Source organism: Salinispora pacifica CNR114, assembly GCF_000514775.1.
GTDB lineage: Bacteria > Actinomycetota > Actinomycetes > Mycobacteriales > Micromonosporaceae > Micromonospora > Micromonospora pacifica.
In genome coordinates this window covers 1-26,473 of record NZ_AZWO01000054.1, presented here as the reverse complement: position 1 = coordinate 26,473, position 26,473 = coordinate 1, and the positions used below count along the sequence as shown (strand labels likewise).

26 protein-coding genes and 3 pseudogenes are annotated in these 26,473 nt (G+C 67.9%); 15 read left to right on the top strand and 14 right to left on the bottom strand.

All coding sequences use genetic code 11. The features are described 5' to 3' along the window. A partial coding sequence (locus B118_RS0123300) for an ATP-binding protein (protein WP_028193535.1) occupies positions 1–220 on the top strand: 220 nt, incomplete at its 5' end. Positions 221–266: 46 nt separating this feature from the next. Here B118_RS0123300 and B118_RS29010 read toward each other — a convergent pair. Continuing rightward, positions 267–767 carry an NADAR family protein gene (locus tag B118_RS29010; RefSeq protein WP_050592862.1) on the bottom strand — a complete coding sequence of 167 codons (501 nt, stop codon included), beginning with the start codon at positions 765–767 and terminating at the stop codon, positions 267–269. After that, positions 739–1,263 (bottom strand): hypothetical protein, encoded by a 525-nt coding sequence (locus tag B118_RS31995; protein ID WP_028193534.1) that lies wholly within the window; start codon positions 1,261–1,263, stop codon positions 739–741. The genes B118_RS29010 and B118_RS31995 overlap by 29 nt, the downstream gene beginning before the upstream one ends. 20 nt (positions 1,264–1,283) lie before the next feature. Between B118_RS31995 and B118_RS0123285 the strand changes: the two genes are divergently transcribed. Next, positions 1,284–2,618 carry a hypothetical protein gene (locus B118_RS0123285; protein WP_050591720.1) on the top strand — a complete coding sequence of 445 codons (1,335 nt, stop codon included), beginning with the start codon at positions 1,284–1,286 and terminating at the stop codon, positions 2,616–2,618. Positions 2,619–3,028: 410 nt separating this feature from the next. Here B118_RS0123285 and B118_RS33240 read toward each other — a convergent pair whose 3' ends face one another. Continuing rightward, positions 3,029–3,208, bottom strand: coding sequence for a hypothetical protein (locus B118_RS33240; RefSeq protein WP_028193533.1), 180 nt, complete (start codon positions 3,206–3,208; stop codon positions 3,029–3,031). Positions 3,209–3,731: 523 nt separating this feature from the next. On the opposite strand from B118_RS33240, the gene B118_RS0123270 reads away from it, so the two are divergent. After that, positions 3,732–4,856: a serine hydrolase domain-containing protein gene (locus tag B118_RS0123270; protein ID WP_018220013.1), complete on the top strand. Its 1,125-nt coding sequence runs from the start codon at positions 3,732–3,734 to the stop codon at positions 4,854–4,856. A 57-nt stretch (positions 4,857–4,913) separates the two neighbouring features. Beyond that, a complete protein-coding gene (locus B118_RS0123265; protein WP_028193532.1) occupies positions 4,914–5,441 on the top strand; it encodes a GNAT family N-acetyltransferase in 528 nt (175 codons plus the stop codon). A gap of 175 nt (positions 5,442–5,616) precedes the next feature. Here the strand turns inward: B118_RS0123265 and sph are convergent, their stop codons facing one another. From sph to B118_RS0123250, 3 genes are all read right to left on the bottom strand, one after another. Beyond that, the gene (gene sph / locus B118_RS0123260; protein WP_028193531.1) at positions 5,617–6,573 is read right to left on the bottom strand and encodes a sphingomyelin phosphodiesterase; all 957 of its coding nucleotides are present in this window, start codon (positions 6,571–6,573) and stop codon (positions 5,617–5,619) included. 99 nt (positions 6,574–6,672) lie between these two features. Beyond that, complete coding sequence (locus B118_RS0123255) at positions 6,673–7,584, bottom strand: SDR family oxidoreductase (RefSeq protein ID WP_028193530.1); 912 nt, start codon at positions 7,582–7,584, stop codon at positions 6,673–6,675. Positions 7,585–7,594: 10 nt separating this feature from the next. Next, positions 7,595–8,326: a DNA alkylation repair protein gene (locus B118_RS0123250; protein ID WP_018220008.1), complete on the bottom strand. Its 732-nt coding sequence runs from the start codon at positions 8,324–8,326 to the stop codon at positions 7,595–7,597. A gap of 222 nt (positions 8,327–8,548) precedes the next feature. Between B118_RS0123250 and B118_RS0123245 the strand changes: the two genes are divergently transcribed. The 4 genes from B118_RS0123245 to B118_RS0123230 all read left to right on the top strand — a co-directional run bounded on the left by B118_RS0123245 (position 8,549) and on the right by B118_RS0123230 (position 10,264). Next, entirely contained in the window at positions 8,549–8,944 is a 396-nt protein-coding gene (locus B118_RS0123245; protein WP_028185849.1) for an ArsR/SmtB family transcription factor, read from the top strand. After that, on the top strand, positions 8,941–9,417 hold the full coding sequence (locus tag B118_RS0123240) for an SRPBCC family protein (protein WP_018220006.1): 477 nt from the start codon (positions 8,941–8,943) through the stop codon (positions 9,415–9,417). The genes B118_RS0123245 and B118_RS0123240 overlap by 4 nt, the downstream gene beginning before the upstream one ends. A gap of 88 nt (positions 9,418–9,505) precedes the next feature. Then, the gene (locus B118_RS0123235) at positions 9,506–9,919 is read left to right on the top strand and encodes a VOC family protein (RefSeq protein WP_027647199.1); all 414 of its coding nucleotides are present in this window, start codon (positions 9,506–9,508) and stop codon (positions 9,917–9,919) included. Between the two features lie 54 nt (positions 9,920–9,973). Continuing rightward, entirely contained in the window at positions 9,974–10,264 is a 291-nt protein-coding gene (locus B118_RS0123230; RefSeq protein WP_027647198.1) for a DUF2277 domain-containing protein, read from the top strand. A 36-nt stretch (positions 10,265–10,300) separates the two neighbouring features. Here B118_RS0123230 and B118_RS0123225 read toward each other — a convergent pair whose 3' ends face one another. Beyond that, complete coding sequence (locus B118_RS0123225) at positions 10,301–11,104, bottom strand: nitroreductase family deazaflavin-dependent oxidoreductase (RefSeq protein ID WP_420329472.1); 804 nt, start codon at positions 11,102–11,104, stop codon at positions 10,301–10,303. A 579-nt stretch (positions 11,105–11,683) separates the two neighbouring features. On the opposite strand from B118_RS0123225, the gene B118_RS0123220 reads away from it, so the two are divergent. From B118_RS0123220 to katG, 6 genes are all read left to right on the top strand, one after another. Continuing rightward, complete coding sequence (locus B118_RS0123220) at positions 11,684–12,184, top strand: SigE family RNA polymerase sigma factor (RefSeq protein ID WP_018220002.1); 501 nt, start codon at positions 11,684–11,686, stop codon at positions 12,182–12,184. Beyond that, the gene (locus B118_RS0123215; protein ID WP_018811938.1) at positions 12,181–12,960 is read left to right on the top strand and encodes a hypothetical protein; all 780 of its coding nucleotides are present in this window, start codon (positions 12,181–12,183) and stop codon (positions 12,958–12,960) included. Before B118_RS0123220 ends, B118_RS0123215 begins: the two co-directional genes overlap by 4 nt. Positions 12,961–13,008: 48 nt before the next feature. Continuing rightward, on the top strand, positions 13,009–13,410 hold the full coding sequence (locus B118_RS0123210) for a VOC family protein (RefSeq protein ID WP_018811937.1): 402 nt from the start codon (positions 13,009–13,011) through the stop codon (positions 13,408–13,410). A gap of 109 nt (positions 13,411–13,519) precedes the next feature. Further along, positions 13,520–14,575: a questin oxidase family protein gene (locus B118_RS0123205; protein WP_028193529.1), complete on the top strand. Its 1,056-nt coding sequence runs from the start codon at positions 13,520–13,522 to the stop codon at positions 14,573–14,575. Positions 14,576–14,740: 165 nt separating this feature from the next. Further along, positions 14,741–15,196 carry a Fur family transcriptional regulator gene (locus tag B118_RS0123200; RefSeq protein WP_018219998.1) on the top strand — a complete coding sequence of 152 codons (456 nt, stop codon included), beginning with the start codon at positions 14,741–14,743 and terminating at the stop codon, positions 15,194–15,196. Then, positions 15,193–17,469, top strand: coding sequence for a catalase/peroxidase HPI (gene katG / locus B118_RS0123195; RefSeq protein WP_018219997.1), 2,277 nt, complete (start codon positions 15,193–15,195; stop codon positions 17,467–17,469). Before B118_RS0123200 ends, katG begins: the two co-directional genes overlap by 4 nt. Before the next feature lie 111 nt (positions 17,470–17,580). On the opposite strand, the pseudogene B118_RS29000 reads toward katG, so the two are convergent. Then, a pseudogene (locus B118_RS29000) lies at positions 17,581–18,153 on the bottom strand (nucleoside/nucleotide kinase family protein); the annotation flags it as partial. 217 nt (positions 18,154–18,370) lie between these two features. Between B118_RS29000 and B118_RS0123185 the strand changes: the two are divergent. Further along, on the top strand, positions 18,371–19,822 hold the full coding sequence (locus B118_RS0123185) for an FAD-dependent monooxygenase (protein ID WP_018219995.1): 1,452 nt from the start codon (positions 18,371–18,373) through the stop codon (positions 19,820–19,822). A gap of 250 nt (positions 19,823–20,072) precedes the next feature. Here B118_RS0123185 and B118_RS0123180 read toward each other — a convergent pair whose 3' ends face one another. The 6 genes and pseudogenes from B118_RS0123180 to B118_RS0123155 all read right to left on the bottom strand — a co-directional run. Then, a complete protein-coding gene (locus tag B118_RS0123180; protein ID WP_018219994.1) occupies positions 20,073–20,846 on the bottom strand; it encodes a class I SAM-dependent methyltransferase in 774 nt (257 codons plus the stop codon). Between the two features lie 239 nt (positions 20,847–21,085). Beyond that, entirely contained in the window at positions 21,086–21,955 is an 870-nt protein-coding gene (locus B118_RS0123175; RefSeq protein WP_028193528.1) for a helix-turn-helix domain-containing protein, read from the bottom strand. Between the two features lie 181 nt (positions 21,956–22,136). Beyond that, complete coding sequence (locus tag B118_RS0123170; RefSeq protein WP_018219992.1) at positions 22,137–24,047, bottom strand: ATP-binding protein; 1,911 nt, start codon at positions 24,045–24,047, stop codon at positions 22,137–22,139. Between the two features lie 202 nt (positions 24,048–24,249). Further along, positions 24,250–25,173, bottom strand: coding sequence for an NADP-dependent oxidoreductase (locus B118_RS0123165; protein ID WP_028193527.1), 924 nt, complete (start codon positions 25,171–25,173; stop codon positions 24,250–24,252). A gap of 450 nt (positions 25,174–25,623) precedes the next feature. Next, positions 25,624–25,983: pseudogene (locus B118_RS28995) on the bottom strand (FtsK/SpoIIIE domain-containing protein); the annotation flags it as partial. A gap of 223 nt (positions 25,984–26,206) precedes the next feature. After that, a pseudogene (locus B118_RS0123155) lies at positions 26,207–26,473 on the bottom strand (IS701 family transposase); the annotation flags it as partial.

The window sequence follows — 26,473 nt, the reverse complement described above, 5'->3', positions numbered from 1 at the left end:
CCTGTTCTTCCAACTCGTCGCATCTCGCTACGAGGCCGGCTCCATCCTCGTCACCTCGAACCTGCCGTTCGGGCGGTGGGGCGAGGTCTTCGGCGACGAAGTCGTCGCCGCCGCGATGATCGACCGCCTCGTGCACCACGCCGAGGTCCTCACCCTCGCAGGCGAGTCCTACCGCACCAGAGCCCGCCGAGAACTCCTCGCGAAGGACCGCAACAAGTAGCACGTAACGACCTCCAGGGGGTCAATCCCAAAACGTCGATAGGGGGTCAGTTCCAATCCGCCGTTGACACCGCGGCGGGTAGGCCGATACCCCAGACCCGATCCACCGGGCTGGCTTCCACCAGGACCCGGTTTCTTGTGCACGACAGGTACTGCCCGAGGTCACGGTGCTGGCTGAATTTGGCCACGTTGCCCGCGACGACCAGGTCGAAGCAGTGGGTATCCCAGGTGGCCTGGTCGAAGTCACGGACCCGCCGGCCCAGGGCCTTGACTGCGCCCGGATGCGACGTGGTAAGCATCTGCGTGGCGACCTTGTCGTCGCCGAACAGGCGAGCCTTGCCGATCATCATGTAGTGCTCGGCCGTGGCGTATCGGACTCCGTCAACGATGAAGGGAGCGGGCCACCACTGGCTGAGGCACCCCGCTCCGATGCTGTCGTCTGGCTGGGGTTGGTGTCCCCAGAAAAACAGGTACTTGAGCCGCCTGCCCGCATTGGCGAGTGCCCGCAGCTCGGGCAGGCTAAGCGGCAGCGAGGCGGTCTCCGGCATATCCAGCAGGATGCCAGGAGCGGACGGTGGCGCACCAATGGGTTTGGCAGCCCTGCTGCCCCGAGTCCTGGGTCTCGAACCATCCACTCAGTCTCTGGACGGGGTGCCAGGTGCGCGGCGCGGCCGGCTGTGATGCCCCAGAGCAGGGTGAGAGCAACGGCGATGAGTGGGCGGTGGTGATCGCCTCAGTGATCATGTTGGCGGCGCCGCGGGCGGAACCGGCGTTAGCTGCGCGGAGCCGGGTAGCGGTGATCACCGGCGCGGACAGGGGCGTGGACAGCGTGGCGATCAGCGGGTTGTAGCCGCGCAGCCAGACGTTGTAGCCGCCGACCTTCGCGTGGCCGAATCCGATGCCCTGCCAGTGCCAGGTCGGTTCGAGACAGACCAGGCCGAATCCGAGTCCCCGCTGGGCAAGCCGGGCATGGGCAATCGTCAGGCTGACCGGGCAGCCGGCCTGACGAAGATCCAGGACGCATATAGTGCGATCTTCATCCACGGTCCGGGGAGGTAGTAACAGTGTGGATCCTGCGGGTCCTGCTCACGACAACGATGGCGGTCGCCCTGGGGGCGGTCGCCGTGTCGCCCGCTGAGGCGGCGACCGCGCCCAACCTGTCCGAGTTCCGCCTGCGACCGGCGAGCAACCAGGCGGAGCTGATGGAGCGGGTACGCCTGCTCGACGCGCAGTTGCCGAAGCTCGGTGTGCAGAACATCCTCGCGCAGGCCAACCGGGACGGGACGGTGATGACCGGCAGTGGCGCCATCTGCAACCCCGACGCGGTGGACGTCGACGAGCGTGATCTCCAGGTGGTCTACAGCTTCTGCTTCGACTCGTCGGACAGCAGCGTCCGCGGCGGCGACGTCGAGTGGATGCCCCAGGGCATGACGACCGTCGCGGACGCCCAGGACGACCAGGCGTGGGGGGTGGCGGAGCCGCTCATCGTCAGTTGGTACAACAAGGACTCCGAGTACGTGAAGGGCTCCCGGATCACCTTCATCGACCGGCGGACGGGCGCCTACCAGCACGTCCTGCTGGCGTACCCGTTCATCAACGACTCGCAGAACGCCACGTACATGAGCCTGCGCAACACGCAGAACGCCTCCGGGTCGTCACTGCACGCCGGCGGGATCGCCTGGTACGGCAACTACCTCTACGTCGCCGACACCCGGCGCGGCTTCCGGGTCTTCGACATGCGCTACATCTTCGACCTGAAGGCCGCGGGCGACAAGGGCAACACCACCGACAAGACCAGGATCGGCCGGCAGAACGGGGTCTTCTACGGCCACGGCTACCGGTACGTGATGCCGCAGGTGGCCGCCTGGACCAGCAACGGGGGGCAGGTGGAGAACCCGAGTGTCTGTCGGGTCAGCGGCTCACCGAAGTTTTCCTTCGTCGGCCTGGACCGCACCGGCATCGATCACCTGACCACTGGCGAGTACTGCAACGGCGCGGACACCGACGACCTGACCGGCCGGGTGGCGCGGTGGCCGCTGGACGGGGACACCGGCCGCCCGCTGCTCTCCAACGACGGTCTGTGGCAGGCGAGCAGTGCGTTCCGGCTGCCGCAGCCGAACATCCAGGGCGCGTTGTCGCGCGGCGACACCTGGTACCTGACCCGCAGCCACGGCGTGGACGTCCCGGACGAGATCGACAACGGCGACCTGTTGCGGACGAGTGCGCCGGGCGGGGCGGCTGAGGGCGTACTGGGTCCGGCTCGGCGGATCACCGCCGGCGTGGGCCCGGAGGACCTGTCGTACTGGCCGGGATTCCTGGGCTTCGGCGACGTGCTGTTCACGGTGACCGAACACCCCGGCCAGCGGATGGTCTATGCCACCCCGATCTCGGCCTTCTAGCGCGGAGGATCAGGCGCCGGCCGCGCCTCTGCCGGTCCGGGCCCAGCCCGGACCGGACCGGTGCTGGAGCGCAGCGAGATGGGTGGGCTGCACAGGCGGTGGCGCGGCACGGCCCCGGGCGCGGCGATGATCTCCAACAGTAGTGTCACCGCCTCGGCGCCGATGTCATCATCGGAACGTCCGGGGCGGTCAACGGCGGGCGGAAATCCTCGGCCCAGTGCTGGGCGGCGACCGGTCACGGAGCGGTCGCCCGGCACGGGGAGCCCGGCGCCGGCCAGCGCACGCTACATCCCGGGCAGCGCGGCCTCGTTGGGAGGTCACCGCCGTGACGTCCGGGTGGGTCGCGAACAACTGCTCCACGCACGCCTCGCCGGAGGCCGTGTCGTCGCCGCTGCAGACCTCGACGCCGGTCAGGCCCCGCTCCGCCACCGCCTCCCGGGAGCCTGCCAGCGCCCGATGGCTGGGGCCGTGGCCCGCGGCCACCACCTCGGCGGAACGTTGACCAGGACCACGTGCCGGTGGCCCAGATCGGCCAGGTGGTGTACGGACCGGGCGGTCAGCCCGGCGTAGTCGATGTCGATCCCGCTCATTCGGTGCGGCTCGGCGGTCGAACCAATCGTGACGAACGGCAGACCGACCTTGGCGAGCCGGTCACCCGGTCGTCCGCCACCGGCGCGTCATGGCGTAATCACACCTGCGAGGTGCCCTTTCGAGCCGAACGATAGAAGCGTCAGAACTCCTATCCTTCCAGTTCAGAGGGCACCTTCTAGCTTTGGGCTGCCGCCGGCGTAGAGCCGCGGTCCGCACGGTGAAGGTTCCCGCATTGCGCCCTCCCGGGACAGGCGATGTGAGCCAGCACCGATATCGAGCCACACGAGATCGAAACGGACACCCGGGGGATGCCACTATGTCCTGCCGATTACTGCCATGGGAATGGAGGCGAATCCTGACTGCACCTAGGATCGCGATATGTCTAGCATTCCTCGGGCGTTGAAGATCGTAATTGCCGGTGCGACGTTGGCAGCCGCCGCCTTTGTGGTGCCCACATCTGCTGCCGCGCTATCCACTCAGACAGCTGGGGGGAGCCCCTCCGGCGGGCTGGATCGGGGTGAGTTGCGCACCGCGCTCGCCGCGGTACCCGAGGCTGGCGTTCCGGGTGCGTTGGCAGCCGTGCGCGATGGCCGGCACGACTGGCGCGGCAGTGCCGGTCAGGCGTACCTGACCAGCCCCCGACCGATGCAGCCACAGCTGCGGCACCGCATCGGCAGCATCACCAAGACGTTCGTCGCGACCACCGTGCTGCAGCTTGTTGACGAGGGCCGGCTGGGCCTCGACGACCCGATCGGGGAGCTGCTGCCGGAGATTGTGCCGGGTGAGCGCGGTGCCGAAGTCACCGTCAGGATGCTGCTGAACCACACCAGCGGCATCGGGAACTACACCAACGCGATGCTCGACTCGTGGGCGGCGATCGACCAGATGCAGGTCACGACGTACGCTCCGGTGGACCTGGTTGCGATGGGCCTGGCTATGCCGCCGACCAACGCGCCCGGGGCTGGGTTCAGCTATTCGAACACGAACTACATCCTGGCCGGCTTACTGATTGAGTCGATCACTGGTAACCCGGCGGCGGCCGAGGTGCAGCGGCGCATTCTGCGGCCGCTGAAGCTCACCGGGACGTCGTTCCCGGGCACTGATCCGACTATTCACGGCCCACACAGCGGTGCCTACTTCGCCCCGTTCGGGGTTCGTGACCTCAGCGAGTTCAACATGAGCTGGGGGTGGACGGCGGGCGAGATGATTGGGACCACGGCGGACCTGAACACGTTCTTCCGGGCCCTGCTCGGCGGTGATCTGCTCAGCCCGGCCACCCTCGATGAGATGCTCGCCGGGGTGCCGATGTTCCCGGATGTGCCCGAAGCCGGTAGCTATGGTCTGGGTATTTACTCGCTTCCTACCCCGTGCGGTGAGTTCTTCGGCCATGACGGTTTGGTGATCGGTCACCAGATGTTCTCGTTGCACAGCCGGGATGGCGGGCGTCAGGTATCCTCCGGGATCAACCTCAGCCACCATCAGATCGGCCTGCCCGAGGCGCATCCGATCGACCTGGCCTGGCAGTCGTTTCTGCTGATGGCGATGTGCCCGACCAGCGAGACGAGCGGCCGCTCGGCAGCGGACGTGCTGCAGCTGCCCAGCGTGACCCGGATGCCGGGCAATGACGCGGCAGTTGCGGGGCTCTGACAAGTACGCAGGGGCGAGGCCGACTGTCCGATGGCAGCCGGCCCTGCTGCTGAGAAAGTGAGGAGGACATCCCTGATTCGGGCGGCAAGACAGTCGGAGCTCGACGATCTGGCTCGGCTTGAGGTCCAGGCTGGCCAGCTCTTCCATACGGTTGGCATGTCAGAGATAGCTGATCATGCCGTGGATCGACAGGCCCTGAGGCGACGCCAGCGGCAGGGGCTGATCTGGGTTGTCGAGGAAGGCGACCGGACGGTCGGTTACGTCACTGCGGCGGTGCTGGATGGCAACGCCCACATCGAGCAGGTGTCGGTGGCGCCCACGCACGCTCGGCGCGGGCTTGGTCGGCGGCTCATCGCACACGTCGAGGGATGGGGGAGGCGTCACGGTCGTCCGGCGACGACCCTGACCACCTTCCGCGATGTGCCCTGGAACGGCCCCTACTACCGGAGGCTTGGGTATCGGGAGCTGCCCAACGCGGAGCGTGGCCGCGAGTTGACCGCCACCATGCGACACGAAGCCGCGCTGCCGGGCATGGACTCCTCGCTCCGGTGCGCGATGATCAAAGCTAACGGGGAAGCACCTTGACCTGGCGGACCTGCCGCTGACCGAGCAAGCAGGGACGGTGTACCACACGCCGGTTGGTGGGTGGCGGACGGCGAGGCCGCCGCGGTGACGGTGGTATGACCGGGCTGGGCAGCGGCGGGTGCGCCGCTGCCCAGCCCCAGCACTGGAGGACAGCTGTCTGCCCGGGCCGTCCGCGTCAGAGGTCGGCCGCGACCGGATAGTGATCCGCGTAGTCGGTGTAGCAGTAGCGGACGAACCAGCTCGTCACGCACCACTTCGGTGCCTCGACGGCTAGGGTCTCGTTGTCGCCGGCACCGTTCCGCACGTGGCCGTTGCGTTGCAGGATGTAGTCGAGTTGCTGGCGGCTGCCCTGGTCGTCGTTGTAGGCGGCCATGTCATTGCGCTGGGTGTCCCACGAGTACGGATGGCCGGTGAACGTGGCATCGCTGACATCGAGCCGGGCCAGCATGCTGTTGTATTCGGTGGTGTAGCGATCAACGTTGAGGTCGCCGGCGACGACGACCTGTTCGTCCGCTGGGATTTGGCGAGCGTCCAGGAAGGCGCCGAGTTCGTCGAACTGGGCTGCCCGTACCCGGGCCCCGGTGTCGTCGGCGCAGCCGGTGTCGGCCGCCTGCGCATGAGTGCCCACCACATGTACGGGTTCGCCGTTGACGTTGAGCCGCGCGTAGACGAAGCCCTTGTTGGAGAACCAGTCTGCCCCGCAGCCGTCCACGTAGACGTACTGGATCTTTTCCAGGATGGGCCACCGGCTCAGGATGGTGACTCCGCCATCCTCTGGGGTCGCGCTGGAGTATGAGCCCAGAGTGGCGTCCCAGCCGGACCTCGACCGGCCGAGAACCGGGGTTTGGTGGGGATACTCCGCAGCGAGCTGGTCTTTGAGCCGGTCGGATGCCTCGTTGTCGAACAGTTCCTGCAGGATGACGACATCCCGACCGGTGATGTGGTCGGCCTCGGCGATCAGGTCGGCGCGGGTGACCTGCCCCCAGTTCGGGAAGAGTAGCTGGGGCAGGAACATGACGTTGTGGGTCAGGACCTTCAGCGGCGCCGGGGCGGCGGCGGCAGGGGCGGTGGGCGTGAGCAACCCGGTCGCGGTGAGCACAACGGCGAGCAGCAGACTCAGCGGTCTCTTCATGGTCATCGATGATGGCCGCTCCGGCCGGCCCTTCAATTTCTCGAAGGTGTTCAATGGGTGAACATGTTTGCCGTCGTGCGGCTACTGGCCCGGGTTGGGTCAGCGGTATCCGGTCGGGTCGGCGGGCTTGCCGACGTCCTGCACCTCGACCAGGTATCGCCAGGCGTCGGGCTGACTCCCATCAAGGTCGGTGAAGCCGTAGACCTGCGCCAACTCCCCGCTGGACAGCGACCTGCCGTGCCAGCGGGACACCTCCGGGTCTTGTGCCAGGGCCGCCACGGCGCGGCCAACATAGGCCGGGCTTTCGGAGATGGCGAAGTGGGGCTCGACCGTGAGTGCGTCGCGCCAGTTCTGCTCGGTCACACCGAAGCTGTCCAGCATGTCCTCGGACCGCAACCATCCGGGCGTGAGCAGCACCGACGTCGTGTCATGCGATCGGAGTTCGTGCGCCAGGGCGAACGCCATCCGGCTCACGGCGCCCTTGGCGAGATCGTAGAAGAACGAGTTGCGGTAGGTGGCCGCGTTGTACTCGTCTGTCCCGTCGGTCATCTCGACAACCAGCCCGCCCGGGTTCCTGATGAGCAGGGGTAGCGCGAAGTGACTGGTGATGGCGTGGGTTTCCACGGCGAGACGCAGCGTGTGTAGCCCGGCGTCCAGGTCTGACTCCCAGACCGTTTTGTTCCACTCCACCTGGGAGGTGCCCCAGATGTCATTGACGACTACGTGGAGGGCGCCCTGCTCGGTTTCGATCCGGGCGATCAGCTCGCGTACCTCGTCAGGGACAAGGTGGTCGACCTGTACCGCGATGCCGACCCCACCGGCGGCGCTGACCAATTCGGCGGTTTCCTCAATGGTCTCCGGTCGGTTCATCCCCGACCGCTGGGCGCGGGTTGACCTGCCGGTCACGTAGACCGTGGCCCCGGCCGCTCCGAGCTGGATGGCGGTTCCTCGCCCGGCGCCTCGGGTCCCTCCGGCGACGAGCGCCACTCTACCGGTCAGCAGCTTGGTCATGCGTCGCACCCTAGCGGCGAACCGAGGCTCCCTGCTCGGTCTTTTTCCGGCCCAGGTAGTAGGTCCGCTGCTCCCTGTCGAGGTGCTCGATGGCTGCGCGCAGTAGTGTCCGGGGCAGGGTGGCCGCGTGTCGGTCGAGGAAGTCGAGCAGCCGCGCCCGGTCCTGGTCCCCGGCGCTGCGCAGCAGCCAGCCGGTGGCCTTGTGGATCAGATCATGTGGATCAGCAACGAACATCTCGGCGATCCGGAACGTGTCGTCGAGGTCACCGGCGCGTACGAACGCCATGGTGCTGACGATCGCGGTTCGTCGCTGCCACGGGTCGTCCGAGCGGGCCAACTCGTACAGCACGTCGCGGGGCTTGTCGACCAGATACGCCCCCACCACGTTCGCGGCACCGAGGTCGACCAGGTCCCAGTTGTCGATCCGGTCGTGCCGGCGCAGGTAGAGGTCGTACAGCTCCGCCCGGCGCGCGTCGGTGGTCCTCTTCCGCGCGGCCTGCTTGGACATGATGCTTACCGCGCCGGCGCGTACCTCGTGGATCGGGCTGTCGAGTAGGGTTTCGATCTCGCCGGGCGCCAGGTCGATGAATTCTTTGGCCAGTGCGAATACCTGCCCCATCCGGACGCCCAGGAACGTGTCGCCCTCGGCGTGCCTGAAGTAGCGCTGGATCTTGCGGAGCTCCTCATCCGACTGGTACGTCTGCAATTTTTCGACGAACTGCTCGGCGCTGACATCCGGCATGGTGGCCCTCCGATCGATAGGCGATCGTATCGACCCCTGCGCCACCCGGTGCCGCTCGACCACGCGTGTCCCGGGGAGCCGGACTGCCGCGTACCTGCAGAACGGGTGCGCTTGTTGGGCGGCCGTTCAGCTCGCGTCACCTCGCCGGAGCGCCCTTTACCTGCGAAGACTGCCGGGATCGGGCTTGACGGGGCAGCAGAGGAAGGATATAACCAACTCGTTATGAAACAAGTTGGCTATGCACTCGATGAGCCCGAGCGTCTCGACGCCACCTTCGCGGCCTTGGCAGACCCGATCCGGCGAGCGATCCTCGCCCGGCTCGCGCAGGGCGACGCGACGGTGAAGGAGATCGCCGCCCCGTTCCCGGTGAGTCAACCAGCGATCTCTCGGCACCTGAAGGTCTTGGAGGGCGCGGGGCTGATCTCCCGCGGACGGGTCGCCCAGCGTCGACCGTGTCACCTTGAGGGGCGCCAGCTCAGGTTGGTCGTGGACTGGCTGGAGACCTACCGCGGCTACTGGGCGGAGGCGTACGGGCGCCTGGACGAACTGCTCGACGAACTTCAAGCCGGTGACGATGTCCGCCAGTCGAGCGGCGGCCGGGAGGGGCAGGGGACATGACGGCGAAGACCCTGCGAGTGACCACACCGACGCCGACTGACATTGTCCTGACCCGGGTGTTCAACGCACCACGGCACCTCGTGTTCGACACGTTGACCAAGCCTGAGTTGCTCAGGCGGTGGTTCGGCGCTCGCGGTTGGCGCCTGGTCGAATGCGAGGTGGAGCTACGGGTCGGTGGTAGCTGGCGCTTCGTCTCGGTGGGGCCGGATGGCCTGAGGATGGGCCAGGGCGGGGTGTACCGCGAGATCCAGGCGCCGGACCGGCTCGTCTACACCGAGTCCTACGACGACCAGTGGGTGCCGGGCGAGTCCCTCGTCACCACCGTCCTCACGGAGCGCGCCGGGTTGACCACGCTCCAGACCACCCTGCGCTACTCGTCGCCGGAGGTGCGTGACCTGGTGCTGGCTACTCCGATGGAGCGGGGTGTGGGGGAGAGCTACGACCGGCTCGACGAGGTGCTCGCGTCACGGTGATGTGGGCCCCGGGGTCACCAGGAATATGTCGGCGGCCGGCGAAACGCGTCCGGCCAAGCAAGGGATAGCGTAAGCGAGAGCGGGAGTAATGAACTGGACTCTGGAAGTGGTGCTGGTGCCGGTGGCGGACGTGGACCGCGCCAAGGATTTCTTCACCGAGAAGCTGGGTTTCCACCTGGATTTTGATTCTCGTGGCGACGGCGAGTTCGGTCCGGTGCAGCTGACCCCACCGGGTTCCGGGTGCTCGATCATCATCGGGAAGGGCATCAGTTCCATGGAGCCGGGCTCGCTGAAGGGGGTGCAGTTCGTGGTCGCGGACGTGCGGAAGGCCCATCAGCAGTTGGTGGAGCGGGGGGTCGGGGTCAGCGAGGTTCAAGTGGCCGGGTCGGAGGGCTTTCGCCCGGCTCAGGACGGCGACAGCCTGGACAATGTCGGTTTCGTCGTTTTCGACGACCCGGACGGCAACCAATGGACAGTGCAACAGATCTCATCCCGCGGATAGTGCGGTGGGGCATGGGCGGTTCAGGTTGGGGCTCGGGCCTGGCATCGTAGAGCCATGTGTCGGAACATTCGCGTGCTCCACAACTTTGAACCGCCCGCCACCGACGACGAGATCGAGGCCGCTGCGATCCAGTACGTGCGCAAGGTAAGTGGGGCGACCAGACCGTCTGCGGCCAACGAGGAGGCGTTCAACGAAGCCGTTCGGGCGGTCGTCGCGGCCACCCAGACCCTCCTGGGTGACCTGGTGACCAAGGCGCCGCCCCGGGACCGCGCAGTGGAGGCCGCGAAGGCCAGGGCGCGTGCGGCCGAGCGGTACGGGGACCGCGCAGCAGCGGGGCCGGCCTGACCAAGCCGTGGTCAGGCCGGGTTGTCACCTGCCTGTTCAGCGAAGAGCCGCGAGGACCGGTAGGAGTTGCGCCTCCTCGTAGTCGAGATGTGCCTCGACCGCGGCGGTGAGCCGGTCGACCTCGGTACGCACGCTCGCCCGGTCCACGTCGGCTGCCCCGACCACCTGCTGCAGTTGCTGGAGCAGCGCGTCCATCGCCGCGTGTTCCTCCCGCAGCCGCCGTACCGCGTCGGCGAGCTCGGGATGGTGCCGGGCAACTACCGGGAGTAGCTGGTCGTCCTCGCTGCGATGATGATGACCGAGGCCGCCGCAGAGGGCGAGGCAGTTGATGCGCAACTGCGCACCGAGGCGCGCCCCCGGCCGTGCCAGCTCGCTGCGGAGGATCGCCAACTCGCGGCGGAAGGCGTCGTGAATCAGCTTCAGGCTGCTGCTCCAGGTGGCCCCGACCGGCCGGCCGTGGAGCGGGTTCAGCGCCACAACCGGTGGCGGTTCCGGGGCGCGGGAACGCTCCCGCCGCAGTACGGGGTCCAGCTCCGCCGCCCGGTCGAGCGCGGCGTCTCGTTCGCTCTCCCCGAGCCGCACCGCGTGTGCCTCGATCGTGAAGGCGTCGTTCTCCAGGGTCACCTGCGGCTCGGCGAGCAGGTCGTCATACCAGCCCGGCTTGTTGCGACTGCCGTCGGGCAGCGCGACGACCAGGATGCGTCGGTCTTCGTCGAGGAAGAACTCCACCCAGGTGGTACGCGGTGCCCCGGTTTCTCGGTTTACGGTGGTGAGCAGGATGCTCCGCCGGTCTTCGGGAATCTTCGAGGCATGTCCCTGTTGGGTGTGGAAATTCTTGATCTGGGTAGCGTGGTTGGACGGCAAAGGGTGTACTCCAATCCTTCGGTGGGGTGTCGTTCTTTGTCAGCGGCTACCAGCCCAGCCCGGGACGATGGCGGTCGGCCAGCGAATTGGTGCGGGCACGACAAATCACCGACTCGGGGCCGGGTGTGCCTGCGGAGGTGGCGCGGCGAGACGCGGGGGAGAAGAAAAGCGTGGGCGACAGCAAGCAGAAGTACGGTTACTGTGCTGGTAAATAGCTGACCGCGGAGGGGTGGGGCTCGGCCCCACCAGGCGATCATGCCCAGGCCGGGAACCCTATTCGCTTCTGGCGTGTAGCCGACCCGGCAGTCATAGCGCGACGATAGCATAGGTAGATATTTCTGTCTCACCCCAAAGCTGCCAGCTCTTCGGCTCTGTTGGCTCTACCGGCTCGGTCGGCTCCGTGGGCCACGTGGCCGCTGCGTCCGTTCGCCGACGACGGAGCGGGCAGCAGGCGGTGGCCCGGACGTCAGGATCTGCTGATCGAGGTGAGGTGCCCAGGCACCCGAATCAGGGGACCCATGCAACATTTCCAGGGGGATGCGGGGTAGTCATAGTGTGAAGGCGACTGCACTCCCACCGGACGGGTCCGGGTTCGACGCGTTCGTGCGACAGAGCGCCGCCGGGCTGCTGCGCTTGGGCAACATTCTGACGCTGGACCGAGCCGCCGCGGAAGATCTCGCCCAGGAGACCCTGATCCGCGTCGGGCTGGCCTGGTCACGGGTACGCGCGGACGGAAATCCGGTTGGCTATGCCCAGCGCACCATGACCAACCTCTTCCTCAACGAACGCCGACGTCGCCGGCCGACGCCGACCGACACCATTCCGGAAGCCGGGTACGAGGACACCGCACTGGCCGCGGTGGAGTCGACCGCCGGGGTTCGGCGGATCCTCGCGAGCCTGCCACCGAAACAGCGGGCGGCGATCGCCCTACGCTACGTCGCTGATCTACCGGACGACGAGATCGGTCGCCTCCTGAACTGCACCCCGGCGACGGTGCGGTCGCAACTCTCCCGAGGTTTGTCCCGCCTCCGTACGACGCTGTCAGCAGAAGGGTGAATTCGGTGTCCGAGAATCTCGCCGACAAGCTAACCGAATTGGATAGAGAAGACTTCGCGCTCCCGGTCACGGACGCTTTCGTCACCCGGGTGCATCGCGGCGTACGACGACGTCGAATGCTGCGCGCGGGTGCGGCCGGCGGCGTGGTAGCCGCCACGGCCATCGCTGTCACTGTCGCGGTTTCCCTGACCGGGATCACCCAATCGGCTCCGCTTCCGAACTCGTCCACCGGTCCGTCGGTGGCCGCCCCGCCAACCTTCGTTGCGTACCCGCTTTACCAGCCACTGGACGGCTACCGGATCACCTCCGTTCCGGAAGGGCTGCGGGCCAATGTTGCGCAGTTTGGACCTGTTAGCTATGCCGTGTCGAAGAACCAACTGCACAACGACCGCGGCGTGCCCACCTCGCCAGGTGGCGGAGCGGTCGCCGGCTCCGACCATCCGACCGCCACGACAACTTACCGTAACTATGTGCGACCCAACGGGTCGAATTGGCTCTGGATTTCGGTGTTGCGCCCGGAACGGACGACGGCGGAGGTTGATCGGGCGCAGGTCACCGAGTGGCTGGTCGGCTGGGCCATCAAAGGCACGGAGGTGATTGACAGCTTCCCGGTTCCGGCCGGTCAGGCCCAGCTCACCAGAACTATCGGCTCCGAGGTCACCGTCCACGCGGTGGTGATCACGACGTCCAGCGGTACGGTGATCGACGTTAGCGGGAATGGAGCGGTGCCCGTTGCGGACCTGAGGGCGGTGGCCGCCGGCATCCTGCCACCGTGACGAGTCGGCGCTCGCCAGGAGTGCGGCTGACTACCGAGTGGAGGGCTGATGGTCAACGAGGTGGCGGTACGGATCGCGCGCCCGTGCACGGATCTGGCGGCTGCGGAACGGTTCTACGTCGAGGGTCTCGGCCTGGCCCTGCTGCACCGGATCGCGGCGAACCGACCCGGTGAGCACGACCTGCTGATCCTCGGGCGACGGGAGGCAAACTGGCACCTGGAGTTGGTCGGCGGCGCCGATCTTTCGGTGCGGCCGGCGCCCACCGCCCAGGACCTACTGGTGCTCTACCTGGGCCGGCCGATCGACGACGCGACCATCGACGGCCTGAAGCAGGCCGGCGGTCGGGTGGTCGCCCAGGGGCCCTACTGGGATCGTTGGGGCGTCACTGTCGAGGACCCGGATGGCTACCGGGTGGTCCTGTCCAGCCGATCCTGGTCGAACGCGGGCTGACCCAGCGCGCCCAGCGGGACCAGTTCGCCCGTCGCGCCCAGGTCGCCCGGTGCGCCTGGGGCACGTCGGCAGTTGACCTCAACCTCACTTCAACTTCTACCGTTCCCGAATGGATCAAATCGACGAGGCCCTTCAACGGATCCGGTACTTCGGACCGGAACGGGATGGGTGGCTCTCCAACCACGCGCCCATGGCTGTTGAGGCGCTCGCCCGGCGCGGCCACGCCGCAGTCATCCACCGATGGCTGGACGGGTACGCGGACCGGCTGGAGGAGCGACCACGGGGAATCGAGCCGATCACCGCCGACGAGTGGCGGGATCCGCTCGGCGACGCCGTACGCACCGGTGATTGGCTCAACTACTTCGACCGGGAACTGGCCGATGAGCCGTGGCGGCAGGTGCTCGCGCGATGGTGGCCCCGCCTGCTGCCCGGCATCGCGGCCGGTGCCACCCACGGCGTGATCCGGGTCGGCCACGCCGTTCGCGCCCTGCTCGACGAGGAGACCGTCCCGCGGGTCGGTGAACTCGGGCAGGGGCTGGCCTACTGGGCGGCCCGGTGGCAGCCCCTCGCGCCGCCCGGAGCCGGGCCGTATCCCGCCATCGATCCCCGCGCTGCGCTCGACGCGGTGCCCCGCGTACCCGACCAGCGGTTCGGTATCCGGGCCCGGCTCGCTCAACTGGCTGACCTGCCCCGCTGGTCGGCGGTGGCCGGCGCGGTGCCCGGCCGCGGAGCAGGTAGCGGGAAGGTCGCCGACGGGCCGGAGGCCGTGCCAGCCCGACTGGCGGGAATCGTGCACGCGGCGATTACCCGGCACGGCACCCACGGCTACGCCAAGCCGGTCATGTTGGTGCACGCCGCCACCGCCCCGAACGCGGTCCTGCGCACCCTGCCCGCCCTGCCCCGGGAGATCTGGCCGGCCAGCCTCGCCGCCGGCTGGGCCGCCACCGCGGCCATCACCGCTTCGTACGCCCCGGCGATCGGAGAACCCCGGCCGCTGCTCGTGGCCGAACAGGAGGCAGCCGAGGTCATGCGGCTCGCGGTGGAGTCCGCGGATCCGCACGCCATCAAGTTCGCCGATACCGTGCTCGACGCGTACGCCGGCACCGGTGACGCTGCCCTGCTCGCCGCATCGGTACGCGCGACAGAACAGATCGGGCCGGGGTGAACCGGAGCGCCCCGGTTCCTGGGCTGTTCGGGGCAACGTCGTCGTCCTGGGCGAGGAGGTTCTCGACCTGTGCTGGCCGGTCGGACTCGTCGGGGCGGCCGGTCCACCCGCACTCCGCCCGTCGTAAAACTTGATTCATTCCAGAAGACTGGCTATCGTCGTCGCGTGACGCCCGACTTCGAGACGCAGCTGCGGGCGGTCTCGTTGCGCGTGACCCGACCTCGGATGGCGGTGCTCGCCGCGCTGCGGGACCACCCGCATGTCGACACCGATGAGGTTATCGCCCTGGTTCGGGTGGATAACCCCACCGTGTCGCATCAGACGGTGTATGACGTGCTCCGCGCGCTCACCACCGCCGGCCTGGTGCGACGCATTCAACCGACCGGCGCCCCCGCTCGGTATGAGTCCCGGGTGGGGGACAACCATCACCATGTCGTGTGCCGGTCCTGCGGAGCGATCGCCGATGTCGACTGCGCGGTTGGTCGCGCTCCCTGCCTCACCGCCTCCGACGACCACGGTTTCGTGGTGGATGAGGCGGAGGTTGTCTACCGGGGCACCTGCCCCAACTGCAAGAAATCGGACGCGCCTTCCGCGCTCCACCACGTGAAGGGAAGTAGATGAGCGACACTCAGGACAACGCCCCCGTCAGCGCGCAGGGCGTGGATCAGAAGGCGGCGGCCGGCTGTCCGGTCGCGCACGACTCCGTCACCGCGCACGGCAGCGAGAGCGAGAGCCCGGCGATCGACTCTCCCACCGCGGTCGCTGGTGGCCGTCCGCGTACCAACCGGGACTGGTGGCCCAACCAGCTTGACCTGTCGGTACTTTCCACCAACTCGGCGAAGGTCAACCCGTTGGGCGAGGACTTCTCCTACGCCAAGGAGTTCGCCAAGCTCGACGTCGAAGCCCTCAAGCGGGACATCACCGAGGTGCTCACCACCTCGCAGGACTGGTGGCCGGCCGACTTCGGCCACTACGGCGGTCTGATGATCCGGCTGAGCTGGCACGCCGCCGGCACCTACCGCATCCACGACGGCCGCGGTGGCGCTGGTGACGGCGGCCAGCGGTTCGCGCCGCTGAACAGCTGGCCGGACAACGTCAACCTGGACAAGGCCCGGCGGCTGCTGTGGCCGGTCAAGCAGAAGTACGGTCAGAAGATCTCCTGGGCCGACCTGCTCGTGCTCGCCGGCAACGTCGCCCTGGAGTCGATGGGCTTCAAGACGTTCGGGTTCGGTTTCGGCCGGGAGGATGTCTGGGAGCCGGAGGAGATCTTCTGGGGCTCGGAGGACACCTGGGTCGGCGACGAGCGCTACGTCTCCGAGAAGGAGTTCGTGGCCGGCGTCGGGTCGACCGAGATGGGTCTGATCTACGTCAACCCGGAGGGGCCCCGCGGCAACGCGGACCCGGCCGCGGCGGCGTACTTCATCCGGGAGACCTTCCGCCGGATGGCGATGAACGACGAGGAGACCGTGGCCCTCATCGCCGGCGGCCACACCTTCGGCAAGACGCACGGTGCCGGGGTCGCCGACGACCACGTGGGCCCTGAGCCCGAGGGCGCCCCCCTGGAGGCGCAGGGCCTGGGCTGGCTGAGCAGCCACGCCAGCGGCGCGGGCGCCGACACGATCTCCAGCGGCCTCGAGGTGACCTGGACCGACCGGCCGACGCAGTGGAGTAACCGCTTCTTCGAGATCCTGTTTGGCTACGAGTGGGAACTCACCACCAGCCCCGGTGGTGCGAAGCAGTGGGTCGCCAAGGACGCCGAGGCGATCATTCCCGACGCGTACGACTCGACCAAGAAGCACAAGCCGACGATGCTCACGACCGACCTGTCGCTGCGCGTTGACCCGGCGTACGAGCGGATCTCGCGTCGCTTCCTGGAGAACCCGGACGAGTTCGCGCTGGCCTTCGCCAAGGCCTGGTACAAGCTGCTACACCGCGACATGGGCCCGGTCAGCCGGTTCCTCGGGCCGTGGGTGGCGCAGCCGCAGCTGTGGCAGGACCCGGTACCCGCCGTTGACCACGAGCTCGTCGGCGCAGCCGACATCGCCGCCCTCAAGGCGAAGGTGCTTGGGTCTGGCCTGACGACCGCCCAGCTGGTCTCCACCGCGTGGGCCTCCGCGGCCAGCTTCCGCTACACCGACAAGCGCGGTGGCGCCAACGGTGCCCGGATCCGCCTCGAGCCGCAGCGCAGCTGGGAGGTCAACCAGCCCGAGCAACTCGCCAGCGTCCTGGCGGCGCTGGAGGAGATCCAGCGGGAGTTCAACGCCGCTGGTGGCGCCAAGATCTCGCTCGCGGACCTGATCGTGCTGGCCGGCTCGGCCGCGGTCGAGAAGGCGGCGCGGGACGCCGGCGTCGAGGTGACTGTGCCGTTCCGGCCGGGTCGCACCGACGCCACCCAGGAGCAGACCGACGTTGAGTCCTTCCGGGTGCTCGAACCGCGGGCCGACGCGTTCCGGAACTACCTGCGTCCCGGTGAGAAGACCCAGCCGGAGGTGCTGCTCGTTGACCGCGCCTACCTGCTCAACCTGACCGCACCCGAGATGACCGTCCTCATCGGCGGCCTGCGGGCGCTCGAGGCCAATGCTGGCGGCAGCCGGCACGGCGTGCTCACCGACCGTCCCGGTGTGCTCACCAACGACTTCTTCACCAACCTGCTCGCCTCGGGCGCGCAGTGGAAGGCGTCGGAGTCCACTGAGCACGGGTACGAGATTCGGGATCTGGCCACCGGCAACGTGAAGTGGACCGCCAGCGCGGTTGACCTCATCTTCGGCTCCAACTCGCAGCTGCGGGCCCTCGCCGAGGTGTACGCCAGCGAGGACGCGCGGGAGAAGTTCGTGCAGGACTTCGTCGCGGCCTGGACCAAGGTCATGGAGCTCGACCGGTTCGACCTAGCCTGATCGGACCCCACGACGAGCCGGTCGACCCGAGGAGGGTCGACCGGCTCGTCGCTGTCCGACCCAGCGTCGGCGGCGGTGTCTGACCAGGGCGACCGGCGGCTGTGGCAGGTGTCAACCGTCCCGCCCGGCTGGCATGATCTGCGGGCGGTCGAACACCGTGTTGTCGATGATCATGTCAACCAGCCGCAGGGGGCTCACCTCGGTCAGGTAGAGCCGCATGGCCACCAGGTAGCGCTCGCGGTGTATCGCTTCAGCTTCCGCGCCGGCCCAGGTCTGGTCCCGGTAGGTGCCGCGATGCACGGAAGTCTGCTCGTCGACGTCCAGCCAGATCCGATAGTTCCAGTAGTCGTTGATCTCTGGGCGAAACGCGAACACGCCGTCGACGATCAGTACCGCATCCGCCGCCGCTTGGTTGACCACCTCACGGTGGTCACGTTGAGTTAGTGGGTCGATGCTGCACAACACGCATGCACCAGATCCCTCGGGGGCGACCGGCCGCAGCAACAGCCGCGCGACGGCTTCGTAGTCGTACGCGTTGCGGTAGTAGCCCTCGCCCGATTCCCGGTCATAACGGTGTCGATCCCGCCACGGCCTTTTGAAGTCGTCCAGAGTGGCCCGTAATACGGGTCGGCCCCGGGCGCTGATCTGCTGCGCCAGTTCATGGCCAAAGCTGGTCTTACCTGCACCACGCCATGACCCTCCATGATCGGAATCTAACCCAGAGGCCACCAAGGACGACAGGCCTTAGCAGCCGATCTGTATCGCTGCCATATTTTTATTGTCATCGAAGCCACAGTCATCACTCTCTGGTGGCGATGATGGCCGTCTGCGTAGGCTCACCAGTGCGAGTGGAACGAGTTCTCGCTCGATTCTGACTTGGGGCGATCCCGCGCAACGGAGTGTGGAGGTGGCTGATCCGATGGACGAAACCACGTACGATGTCGTGATTGTCGGAGCCGGACCAACCGGGCTGCTGCTCGCCGGTGATCTCGCGGCGGCCGGGGTTCGGGTCGCTGTTCTGGAGAAGCGCCGCGACGAGTCGAACCTGACCCGAGCTTTCGGGGTGCACGCCCGGACGCTCGAACAGTTCGACGCCCGTGGGCTCGCCGACCAACTGGTCGACACCGGCAAGGCGCTGGGCCGGCTCCGGTTGTTCGGCACGGTGTCGGTGTCCCTCGCGTCGCTGCCGACCCGCTTCCCGTTCCTGCTCGTCACCCCCCAGTACCAGGTGGAGCGCCTGTTGCTGGAGCGCGCCGTAGCAGGTGGGGTCGATCTGATCCGCGGCGCCCGGGTAATCAAGATCGAGTCAGGCCAGGATGAGGTGCAGCTGACCGTTGACCGCGATGGGGACGTCCACACGTTGACAGGCCGGTACGTCGTCGGCGCCGACGGACGCCACTCCACGGTGCGGGAGCAGCTCGGCCTGGACTTCCCGGGCCACTCCGTACTCCGTTCACTGATCTTGGCTGACGTCCAGCTCACCGAGTCGCCGCCGGAGGTGCTCACGGTCCAGGGTAACCAGCATGGCTTTTGCCTGATCGTCCCGTTCGGCGACGGTTGGTACCGGGTCATGGCGCGGGACCCGAACTGGGAGCCGCCCGACAGCACGCCGGTCACCCTTGCGGAGATCGCCACACTGGTACGCCGGATCGCCGGAACTGACTACGGCATGCACAGTCCACGCTGGATGTCCCGGTTCCACAGCGACGAGCGGCAGGCCACCGCCTACCGGCAGGGGCGGGTGCTGCTCGCCGGTGACGCCGCCCACGTTCACTCGCCAGCCGGTGGCATGGGCATGAACACCGGTCTGCAGGACGCGGCCAACCTGGGGTGGAAGCTCGCTGCCGTGGTGCAGGGTCGGGCTGGTGACAGCCTGCTCGACACGTACGAGGCGGAGCGCCGGCCGGTCGGTCGAATGGTGCTGCGTACGAGTGGAGGACTGATCCGGGCGGTGATCCTCCGTTCCTCGCTCGCGCGGGCGGCCCGAAACGGACTCTTCCGCGCCGGCATTGCCGTACGCCCCCTGGGCGACCAGCTGCGAATGCGGCTCAGCGGGATCGGCGTACGCTATCCGGCCGCCCGCGGTGCGCATCCGCTGGTCGGGCAGCGCGCCCCCGACCTCACGGCTCAGGACGGGAGTCGGCTGTACACGGCGCTGCGGGGTGGCGGCTTCGTCCTGGTGGATCCGGATCCGAGCGGCCCCGGCTACGACCACCTGGTGACGTTCCGGCCGGCGGAGCCGACCACACCGATGTTGGTGCGACCCGATGGGTATGTCGCCTGGGCCGGTTCCACCGGGCCCGACCTGGATCAGGCCCTGTCCGCCTGGGGCGCCGCTCGGCCCGCGTCGTGACCTGGTGTAGGTAGTCCCACTCTGCTGCTGCCAGCGGGGGTTTGCGCGGAGGTCGTGGGCTCAGCGGGTCGCTCCGGGAGTTGTGGTCCCGTCGGGGCCGCCGAACGCGGGTCGGCGGTCGCCGCCGGGGCCTCCCGACCTCACGCTGCTGATCTACTCCGGCCCCTTCGCCGAGTCGGGTGGGAAGGGGTCGCCGCGGGATTCAGCCGACACAGCTGAGCGTGTTGCCGCCCGAGGGAGCCAGCTCGACTCAGTCTCCCCAGACCAGGTAGGCCGGGGCCGGCCGACCGGGCAGTAGCCGCAGCGGCGCGTGGTCCAGCCCGAGCACTTCCCGTACGGCGACGTTTTCGCCGGGCCACTTCGGGTTGTCCACCTCGTCGAAGGCGACAATGCTACCCCTGGTCAGGCGCGGCAGAATGGCCTCCAGGGCCGCCCTCGTCGGTTCGTACAGATCCAGGTCGAGGTAGGCCAGGGCGACGACGGTCTGCGGGTTCTCCTCCAGGTAACGCGGCACGGTCTCTCGTACGTCGCCCTGGACCAGCACGCTGCGCTGGGTGACGTGACCGAAGAATTCACTGTGTTCGTGTGCGTCCAAGATTTCCCGTAGGTACGTCGGGTAGCCCTGCGGGGTGGCGAAGCGACCCTCGTACGCGGTCGGGCCCACCCGGTCGACGTCGTTGAGGTCGGGAAAGCCGGTGAAGGTGTCGAAGCCAACGATGCGTCGCAGCGGGTTGTACGGCTCGTAGACGCCGCGAAGGGCGGCGAAGGTGGCGAGGTGCCGGCCGTACCGGACCCCGAACTCCATGATCACCCCGGGGACGTCGAGGACCTTCCGGTACAGCGCGTCCATGGAGAGTAGGTCGGTCAGCTGATGCCGGCGGAGGAAGAGCGGCAGATTGTTGATCATCTCCTCGGGTGGAATCGGCGAGGTGGCCAAGAGTTTGGTCAGCCGTAGCGCCGTCTCCGTCTCGGTAGGTGAGTCGTGTGCGAATGACCGCAGATCCTGGCTATCGCTTCTGTCCATTATCGACCTCCCACTGCGAGGGGGTGACATGATGGGCGAAAGAGTAGGGGAGGGCGGTCGGGGGCACAACGGCACTGGTGTCGGCGTCGATCTGGAAGGGGATGGGTTGGTGCTGGCCCAGCGGTACTTCCCGAGGTGAGCCTGCATGCCGATGGTGAATTTGCGGGTGCGCGGACTCCGGGCTGTTCAACTGCAGCACCTCGGTCAGTTGGCTGCGGCCTTCTCGTACCAGAGGGAATTTATGCGCTGGCCACCGTGCTGGGCACACTGGCCAGTGGGGGCGAGTCCGGCCACCGCGGCGGTTCAGAGAGGCAGGTGAACGTCTCAATGATTCGGCCGACCGGGCCGATCGCCAGCACCGGTGGATCGGTGGGCCGTCGCGGTCCGATCAGGATTCGGCCCACCGTCGCGCCGCGCTGGGTCAGCTCCACCTCGGCCGTGCCGACCAGGTAGCTCGCCGGATCCTCGTCGACCAGGGCGCTGATCAGCGTGCGGTGTGCCCGCGCCAGCACGATCTGGGCGTGGTAGGAGCTGGGTCGAGCGACGACCGGAACGGCCGAACCGCCGGCGGCCACCGTCCACGCGGTCGGTACGTCGGTGCTCCGCCCCTTCCCGCGCAGGCCCACCAGCACCAGATCGCCGGGTTCGCTGTCGGGCACGAGCAGGGTGAGTCGGGGGCGGGTGACCACTGCGGCCGTACGGTGGAGTCGGTCCGCCAGGATGTGGCAGCAGTGACCATCGAGCAGACGGGCCACCTGCCGGAAGTACCCCGGCGTGGTACCGACCAGCCGCGAGAACTGGGTGGTGAAGGTTGCGGTGCTGGTGTAGCCGACGCGCCGGCTGATCGCGGTGACGGTCCGATCCGTGTGCAGCAGCAACCGCCGTGCCTCCGCCATACGTAGGGCGGCGAGGAAACGGGCCGGAGTCATCGTGGTCACGTCTCGGAACAGGCGATGGAAGTAGAAGGGACTGAACGGCGCTACCCGAGCCAGGTCGGCCAGTTGCAGCGGCTCCGCCAGGTGCTGGCGCATGTAGTCGATCGCCTGTGCCGCGGCGGCCTTTCGGGCCTGGTCCGCCAGGTGGGGCGAGACGCCTGAGGTTGAAATCATGTGCGCCCCCGGTACGGTTGTTCGGGCACCCACCGAAATTCTGCTGAGACCTCCTTGAACTTTTCTTGAAGCCGCCGCCACCACGCATCTCCCCGTGCGGTGTAGATGGCGTCGCTCCGCTTGAAAAATGCTCGTCAGGATAGCGGACGAGAGTTCCGAAAGATTTACGACTCTCCCGGACTTAATCGCCGAGGTGGCAGCGGCAGGTGCACCGTGCCGAGGGCGGTGCCACCGCGTAGCCGCCCTCCTGAAACAGCTGCCGGGCCAATGCGTGCACCGTGCCGAGCATGTGGTAGCTCCGGCCGGCGGGACCGTGTCGAACCTCCAGCACCGATTTGTCGACCAAGCGATCCAGGAGTACCTGCACGGCGTGGAGATCACCGATCAGCGCCGCACCGGCACCCGTGCCCGCGCCGGCACCCGCACCGGCCGCCAGGTCGAAGTCGGCGGGCATCGCCCCGAGCCCGGTGAAGCAGCGCAGCTCCGCCGCGTCGAGCAACTCGATGCTGCGCCACACAGCGGCGTGTAGCGACCGATGATGACTCGGCACCCCTCGTCGCGGCGGCCCGAGCCAATGCAGCGGATCGGCGACGACCTCAACCAGGGCGTCCAGCTGTTGCGTCCGTAGACACGCTGCGGCCAACTCGATGGCGAGCGGAAGGCCGTCCAGGGCCCGGCACACCGCGGTGACCCCCGGCACGGTGGCCTCGTCGAGTCGGAAGTTCGGCTGCACCTGGATGGCCCGTCGGGCGAACAACTGTTGCGCGGGTGGAGGTGCCGACGACCCCGGCTCCGGATCGGTGCGCAACGGCCGGACCGAATACACCGCCTCGTACCGCATCCCGAGCAACTCGCGCGAGGTCAACAGGACGGTGACGCCGGGACAGCCCCGGAGCAGCTCGTCCGCCAGGTCGGCCGTCGCATCGGTAACCAACTCGGCGTTGTCGATCACGAGCAGTAGCCGTCGGTCGGTCAGCTGACGTACCAGGGGCACGGGTGGTCCCGTCGATGCCCGCGGCGAAGAGGCGACCACGGCGGTCACCGCCCGCTCGAGAGCGGGACCGGTGCGTACGTTCGTCACGTCGACCACCGCCACCCCATCGGCGTGCCGCGCCCGCTGCTGCTCGGCGACGGCCAGGCCGAGCGCGGACTTGCCCACCCCGGCCGGACCGGTGAGGCTCACCAGGCGATATCCGTCGAGCAGGTCGTTGACTGCCGCAAGATCGGCTGATCGTCCGGTCAGCTCGTCGATCAGGGGCGCCGCCCAGCGCCACGGTGGGGCGTGCGCCGGGCTCGGGCGTTGGGTGGCCGACGCGGTCAGCCTGGCGTCCAACACCTCGCGGTATGCCGCGGACAGTTCGGGCCCCGGGTCCACCCCGAGGTCAAGCCGAAGCCGCCGGCGGACCTCGGCGTACCGCTCGATGGCCCGAGCCCGCTGGCCGATTCGGGCCAGCGTCTGCAACAGTCGGGCCTGCACCCGCTCGTTGAGTGGCTCGGTCAAAGCCAGTTGTTCGGCGACGGGCAGGACCGCCTCCGGTCGGTCCAGCTCCAGCCCGAGGCCGACATAGTTGAGCGCCGCGGCCAGGAACTCCTGCCGCAGCGGACGGATATCGTCCTGCTCGATCAGGAGCGCGGCCAGCTCGCTGACCTGGGGATCTCGCCACCGGCCAAGGCTCTCGCCGAAGCGGGCGAAAGCGCCGGTGAGCTGGCCGTGCTCGTGGAGGGACACCGCCTCCCGGACTTCGGCACGAAAGGCGTGTAGGTCGAGTTGCCCGACGCCGACAGCCAGCCGGTACCCGCCGGGTACCGAGGCGATGACGTTGGTTCGCCGATGGCGTGGTGTCTCTGGTTCCAGCACCTGGCGTAGCCGGGCGACGTAGGTGTGTACGAGGTTGGCGGCCCGGGTCGGTGACTGTCCCGCCCAGAGCGTGGCGATCACCTCATCGAGTGGTACGTGTCGCCCGGCCCGGAGCGCCAGCAGGGCGAGAATTGCTCGTTGTTTCGGGGGTCCCAGGTCGATCTCAATACCGCAGCTCGTCGCCTGGACGGGACCGAGGATCTGAATATGGGGGTCGGTCTCGATCCGCTTCATGGTTCCCCCCCAAGCTGTTGTGTCGCTGCGCTCGGTTCGTATTTAGTTTATGTTAGGTTTCGCGGTGCCCTGAGCGGCTGTTCGGTTTGCTGAAACGGTAGGGTCTTCGGCCGCGCCTGTCCGTCTTCGGTTTTGGCTTCTCTGGAACGAATGATCGATTTCGGCTTTGCGCCGGCCGCATGGCGGCGAATTTCGACGTTGTTCACGATGGGGAGTCCACGAGGAGGACGATCTTTCCCCGCCCATGCCCGGTCTCGATCGAACGGTGTGCCGCAGCGGCCTGCGCGAGCGGGAGTGCCTGTCGGATGTGCAGCTTGAGCTTGCCCTGTGCATGGAGCTCGGCCAACTCGGCGAGTTGGGCGTTGGACCGTTTCGGTGTCACGGTCGGAACGCCGAGTTCTGCGGCGAGTTCGTCGGAGACCATGGTGCGGACCCGGTTCTTGTCCGTGACCAGTGCTACCGACGCGCGCAGCGCGTGGTCGCCGGCGATGTCCAGGGCGGCGTCCACCCCGTCGGGCGCCAGGGCGCGTACCCGCTCGATCAGTCCCTCGCCGTAGGTCACCGGGACCGCACCCACCGACCGCAGGTAAGCATGGTTGGCCTCGCTCGCCGTACCGATAACGGTGCGTGCTCCCCAGGCCCGGGCCAGTTGGACCGCGAAGGTGCCCAGGGCGCCCGCCGCCGCGTGGATCAGGACCGTGTCGCCGGGACCGATCTTCAACTCGCGCAGGCACAGGTGTGCGCCGACTCCGTTGGCGGAGAAGCCGCCAGCGATATCCCAGGGCATGCGCTCCGGCTTGGCCGCTACCTGCTCGGGGGAGACCACCACGTACTCGGCGTAGGCGCCCAGTGTGCAGTAGCCGAGGACGGTGTCCCCCACCGAGTGTCCGGTGACGCCTTCGCCCACCTGGTCGACGACGCCCGCGTACTCGTTGCCGGGGACGACCGGGAAGGAGTTGTCCACCGTCGGTGGTGCCCAACCCTTCCTGATGGCGGTGTCGAAGTGGTTGACCCCGGCCGACCGTACGCGGACGCGCAACTGGCCGGGGCCTGCCTGCGGGCTGGCGACCTCCGTCAGCGTCAGAACCTCCGGCCCGCCGAAGGAGGTCAGGGCGGCAGCTTTCACAAGAATCACTTCTCTCGTCTCGGGGTCCTAGATCTGGGCGCTTCGACTCGGGCGATGCCAGGCGTTCGGACCCAGGTGTCCCGCCGACCCGGCGGCTGGGGGAAGTATCAAACCTCAAGTCCGCTGCAGGTCAAGGTCGATCCAGCCATTCAGGTAGCAATGACGGGACGCCCTGTGTCGTGCGGCTGACCGATCTCGCCCAGCGGTTCGGCTAGCGCGTGTCTGCGCGACCGGGTGAGTGAGCAGAGCCTAGTTCCGGGTGACCGCCGGGCCACTGGATGCGGTCGATGGGGTTGGCGTCCAGACGGCCGAGTCCGACGGCGTACCCAAGCGCGTTGTAGTGGACCGCCCGCTTCCGGCGGATGGTGCTGGCGGCAGCCGGCTTGCCGTCGAGCCTGATACGGAGACCGTCGAGGACCCGGCGCACCGTGGCGGCGTTATCCAGTTCGACCCCGTTAGCGCCTCCACGATGTCGCCGTCAGCTTCGGCATACCGGTACGCGACCGGCTTGAGCGCGTTGAGTTCGGTGCCGTTGGGGTTGACCACGTGGAGACGGACCAGGCCGTCTCGGATCAGCGGAGCACACGCCCGAAGCGCCATCCAGGTGACCGAGTTTTTGCCGGAGCCAGTGGCGCCGGAGACGAGCCAGTGCTGCCCGATTAACGGCGCGTGCCAGTCGGTGCCGTACCCGGTCTCCGGTCTCCCCCCCAGGTACACCAGGGCCAGACTGGTCGCGTCCGCATCACCGGGAAGGTCCGGTGGGATGATCACCCGATCGAACGGCTTCAAGCGTGGCACGACCAGGGCGATGTGGGCCATAGATATCGTCGGAGATACTGAGGCATGGCACGGGATGGATGGGTCGCGCAAAGAGCTCGGGAGTTTGACCAGCTTCGCGGCCAGAAGATCGCAGCTTGGACGGGCGTTGAGATGGCGCTGCGGGAGGAAGCTGCCGCCGGTGGCCCGCAGTTCGAGGATCCCGCCGTGCCATGTTTGCAACTACTTATCCTAGTACTCCAGCCGGGGATTGTGATCACGGCTCGGTGAGGGCTTGCCGGGCGTAGTGGCTGGTCGTGGCTCGTGCTTGGTGACGGCGTCGGCGTACGGACCAGAGCAGTGGGTCGCAGCGGCGGCGGGCGGGTTCGATGATCAGGACGTTGAACAGGTGACGTAGTTCGTTGACGGTCAGCGCGATCAGCCCGGCCGGATCGGGACGGCTGCGGTGCGCGGTCGCGGCGGCGAGGAAGGCGTGGGCGAGGATCGCCAGGGTGGTCCAGCGGTGCCAGGACGTCCAGCGGCG

Bases quoted from the DNA above. Each gene is read 5' to 3' on its own strand.
- B118_RS0123235 (WP_027647199.1), top strand. From the start codon at position 9,506: ATGAACTGGACTCTGGAAGTGGTGCTGGTGCCGGTGGCGGACGTGGAC.
- B118_RS33240 (WP_028193533.1), bottom strand. From the start codon at position 3,208: ATGAGCGGGATCGACATCGACTACGCCGGGCTGACCGCCCGGTCCGTA.
- B118_RS0123210 (WP_018811937.1), top strand. From the start codon at position 13,009: ATGGTCAACGAGGTGGCGGTACGGATCGCGCGCCCGTGCACGGATCTG.
- B118_RS0123170 (WP_018219992.1), bottom strand. From the start codon at position 24,047: ATGAAGCGGATCGAGACCGACCCCCATATTCAGATCCTCGGTCCCGTC.
- B118_RS0123205 (WP_028193529.1), top strand. From the start codon at position 13,520: ATGGATCAAATCGACGAGGCCCTTCAACGGATCCGGTACTTCGGACCG.
- sph (WP_028193531.1), bottom strand. From the start codon at position 6,573: ATGAAGAGACCGCTGAGTCTGCTGCTCGCCGTTGTGCTCACCGCGACC.
- B118_RS0123240 (WP_018220006.1), top strand. From the start codon at position 8,941: ATGACGGCGAAGACCCTGCGAGTGACCACACCGACGCCGACTGACATT.
- katG (WP_018219997.1), top strand. From the start codon at position 15,193: ATGAGCGACACTCAGGACAACGCCCCCGTCAGCGCGCAGGGCGTGGAT.
- B118_RS0123245 (WP_028185849.1), top strand. From the start codon at position 8,549: ATGAAACAAGTTGGCTATGCACTCGATGAGCCCGAGCGTCTCGACGCC.
- B118_RS29010 (WP_050592862.1), bottom strand. From the start codon at position 767: ATGCCGGAGACCGCCTCGCTGCCGCTTAGCCTGCCCGAGCTGCGGGCA.
- B118_RS0123255 (WP_028193530.1), bottom strand. From the start codon at position 7,584: ATGACCAAGCTGCTGACCGGTAGAGTGGCGCTCGTCGCCGGAGGGACC.
- B118_RS0123180 (WP_018219994.1), bottom strand. From the start codon at position 20,846: ATGGACAGAAGCGATAGCCAGGATCTGCGGTCATTCGCACACGACTCA.
- B118_RS0123230 (WP_027647198.1), top strand. From the start codon at position 9,974: ATGTGTCGGAACATTCGCGTGCTCCACAACTTTGAACCGCCCGCCACC.
- B118_RS0123175 (WP_028193528.1), bottom strand. From the start codon at position 21,955: ATGATTTCAACCTCAGGCGTCTCGCCCCACCTGGCGGACCAGGCCCGA.
- B118_RS0123250 (WP_018220008.1), bottom strand. From the start codon at position 8,326: ATGCCGGATGTCAGCGCCGAGCAGTTCGTCGAAAAATTGCAGACGTAC.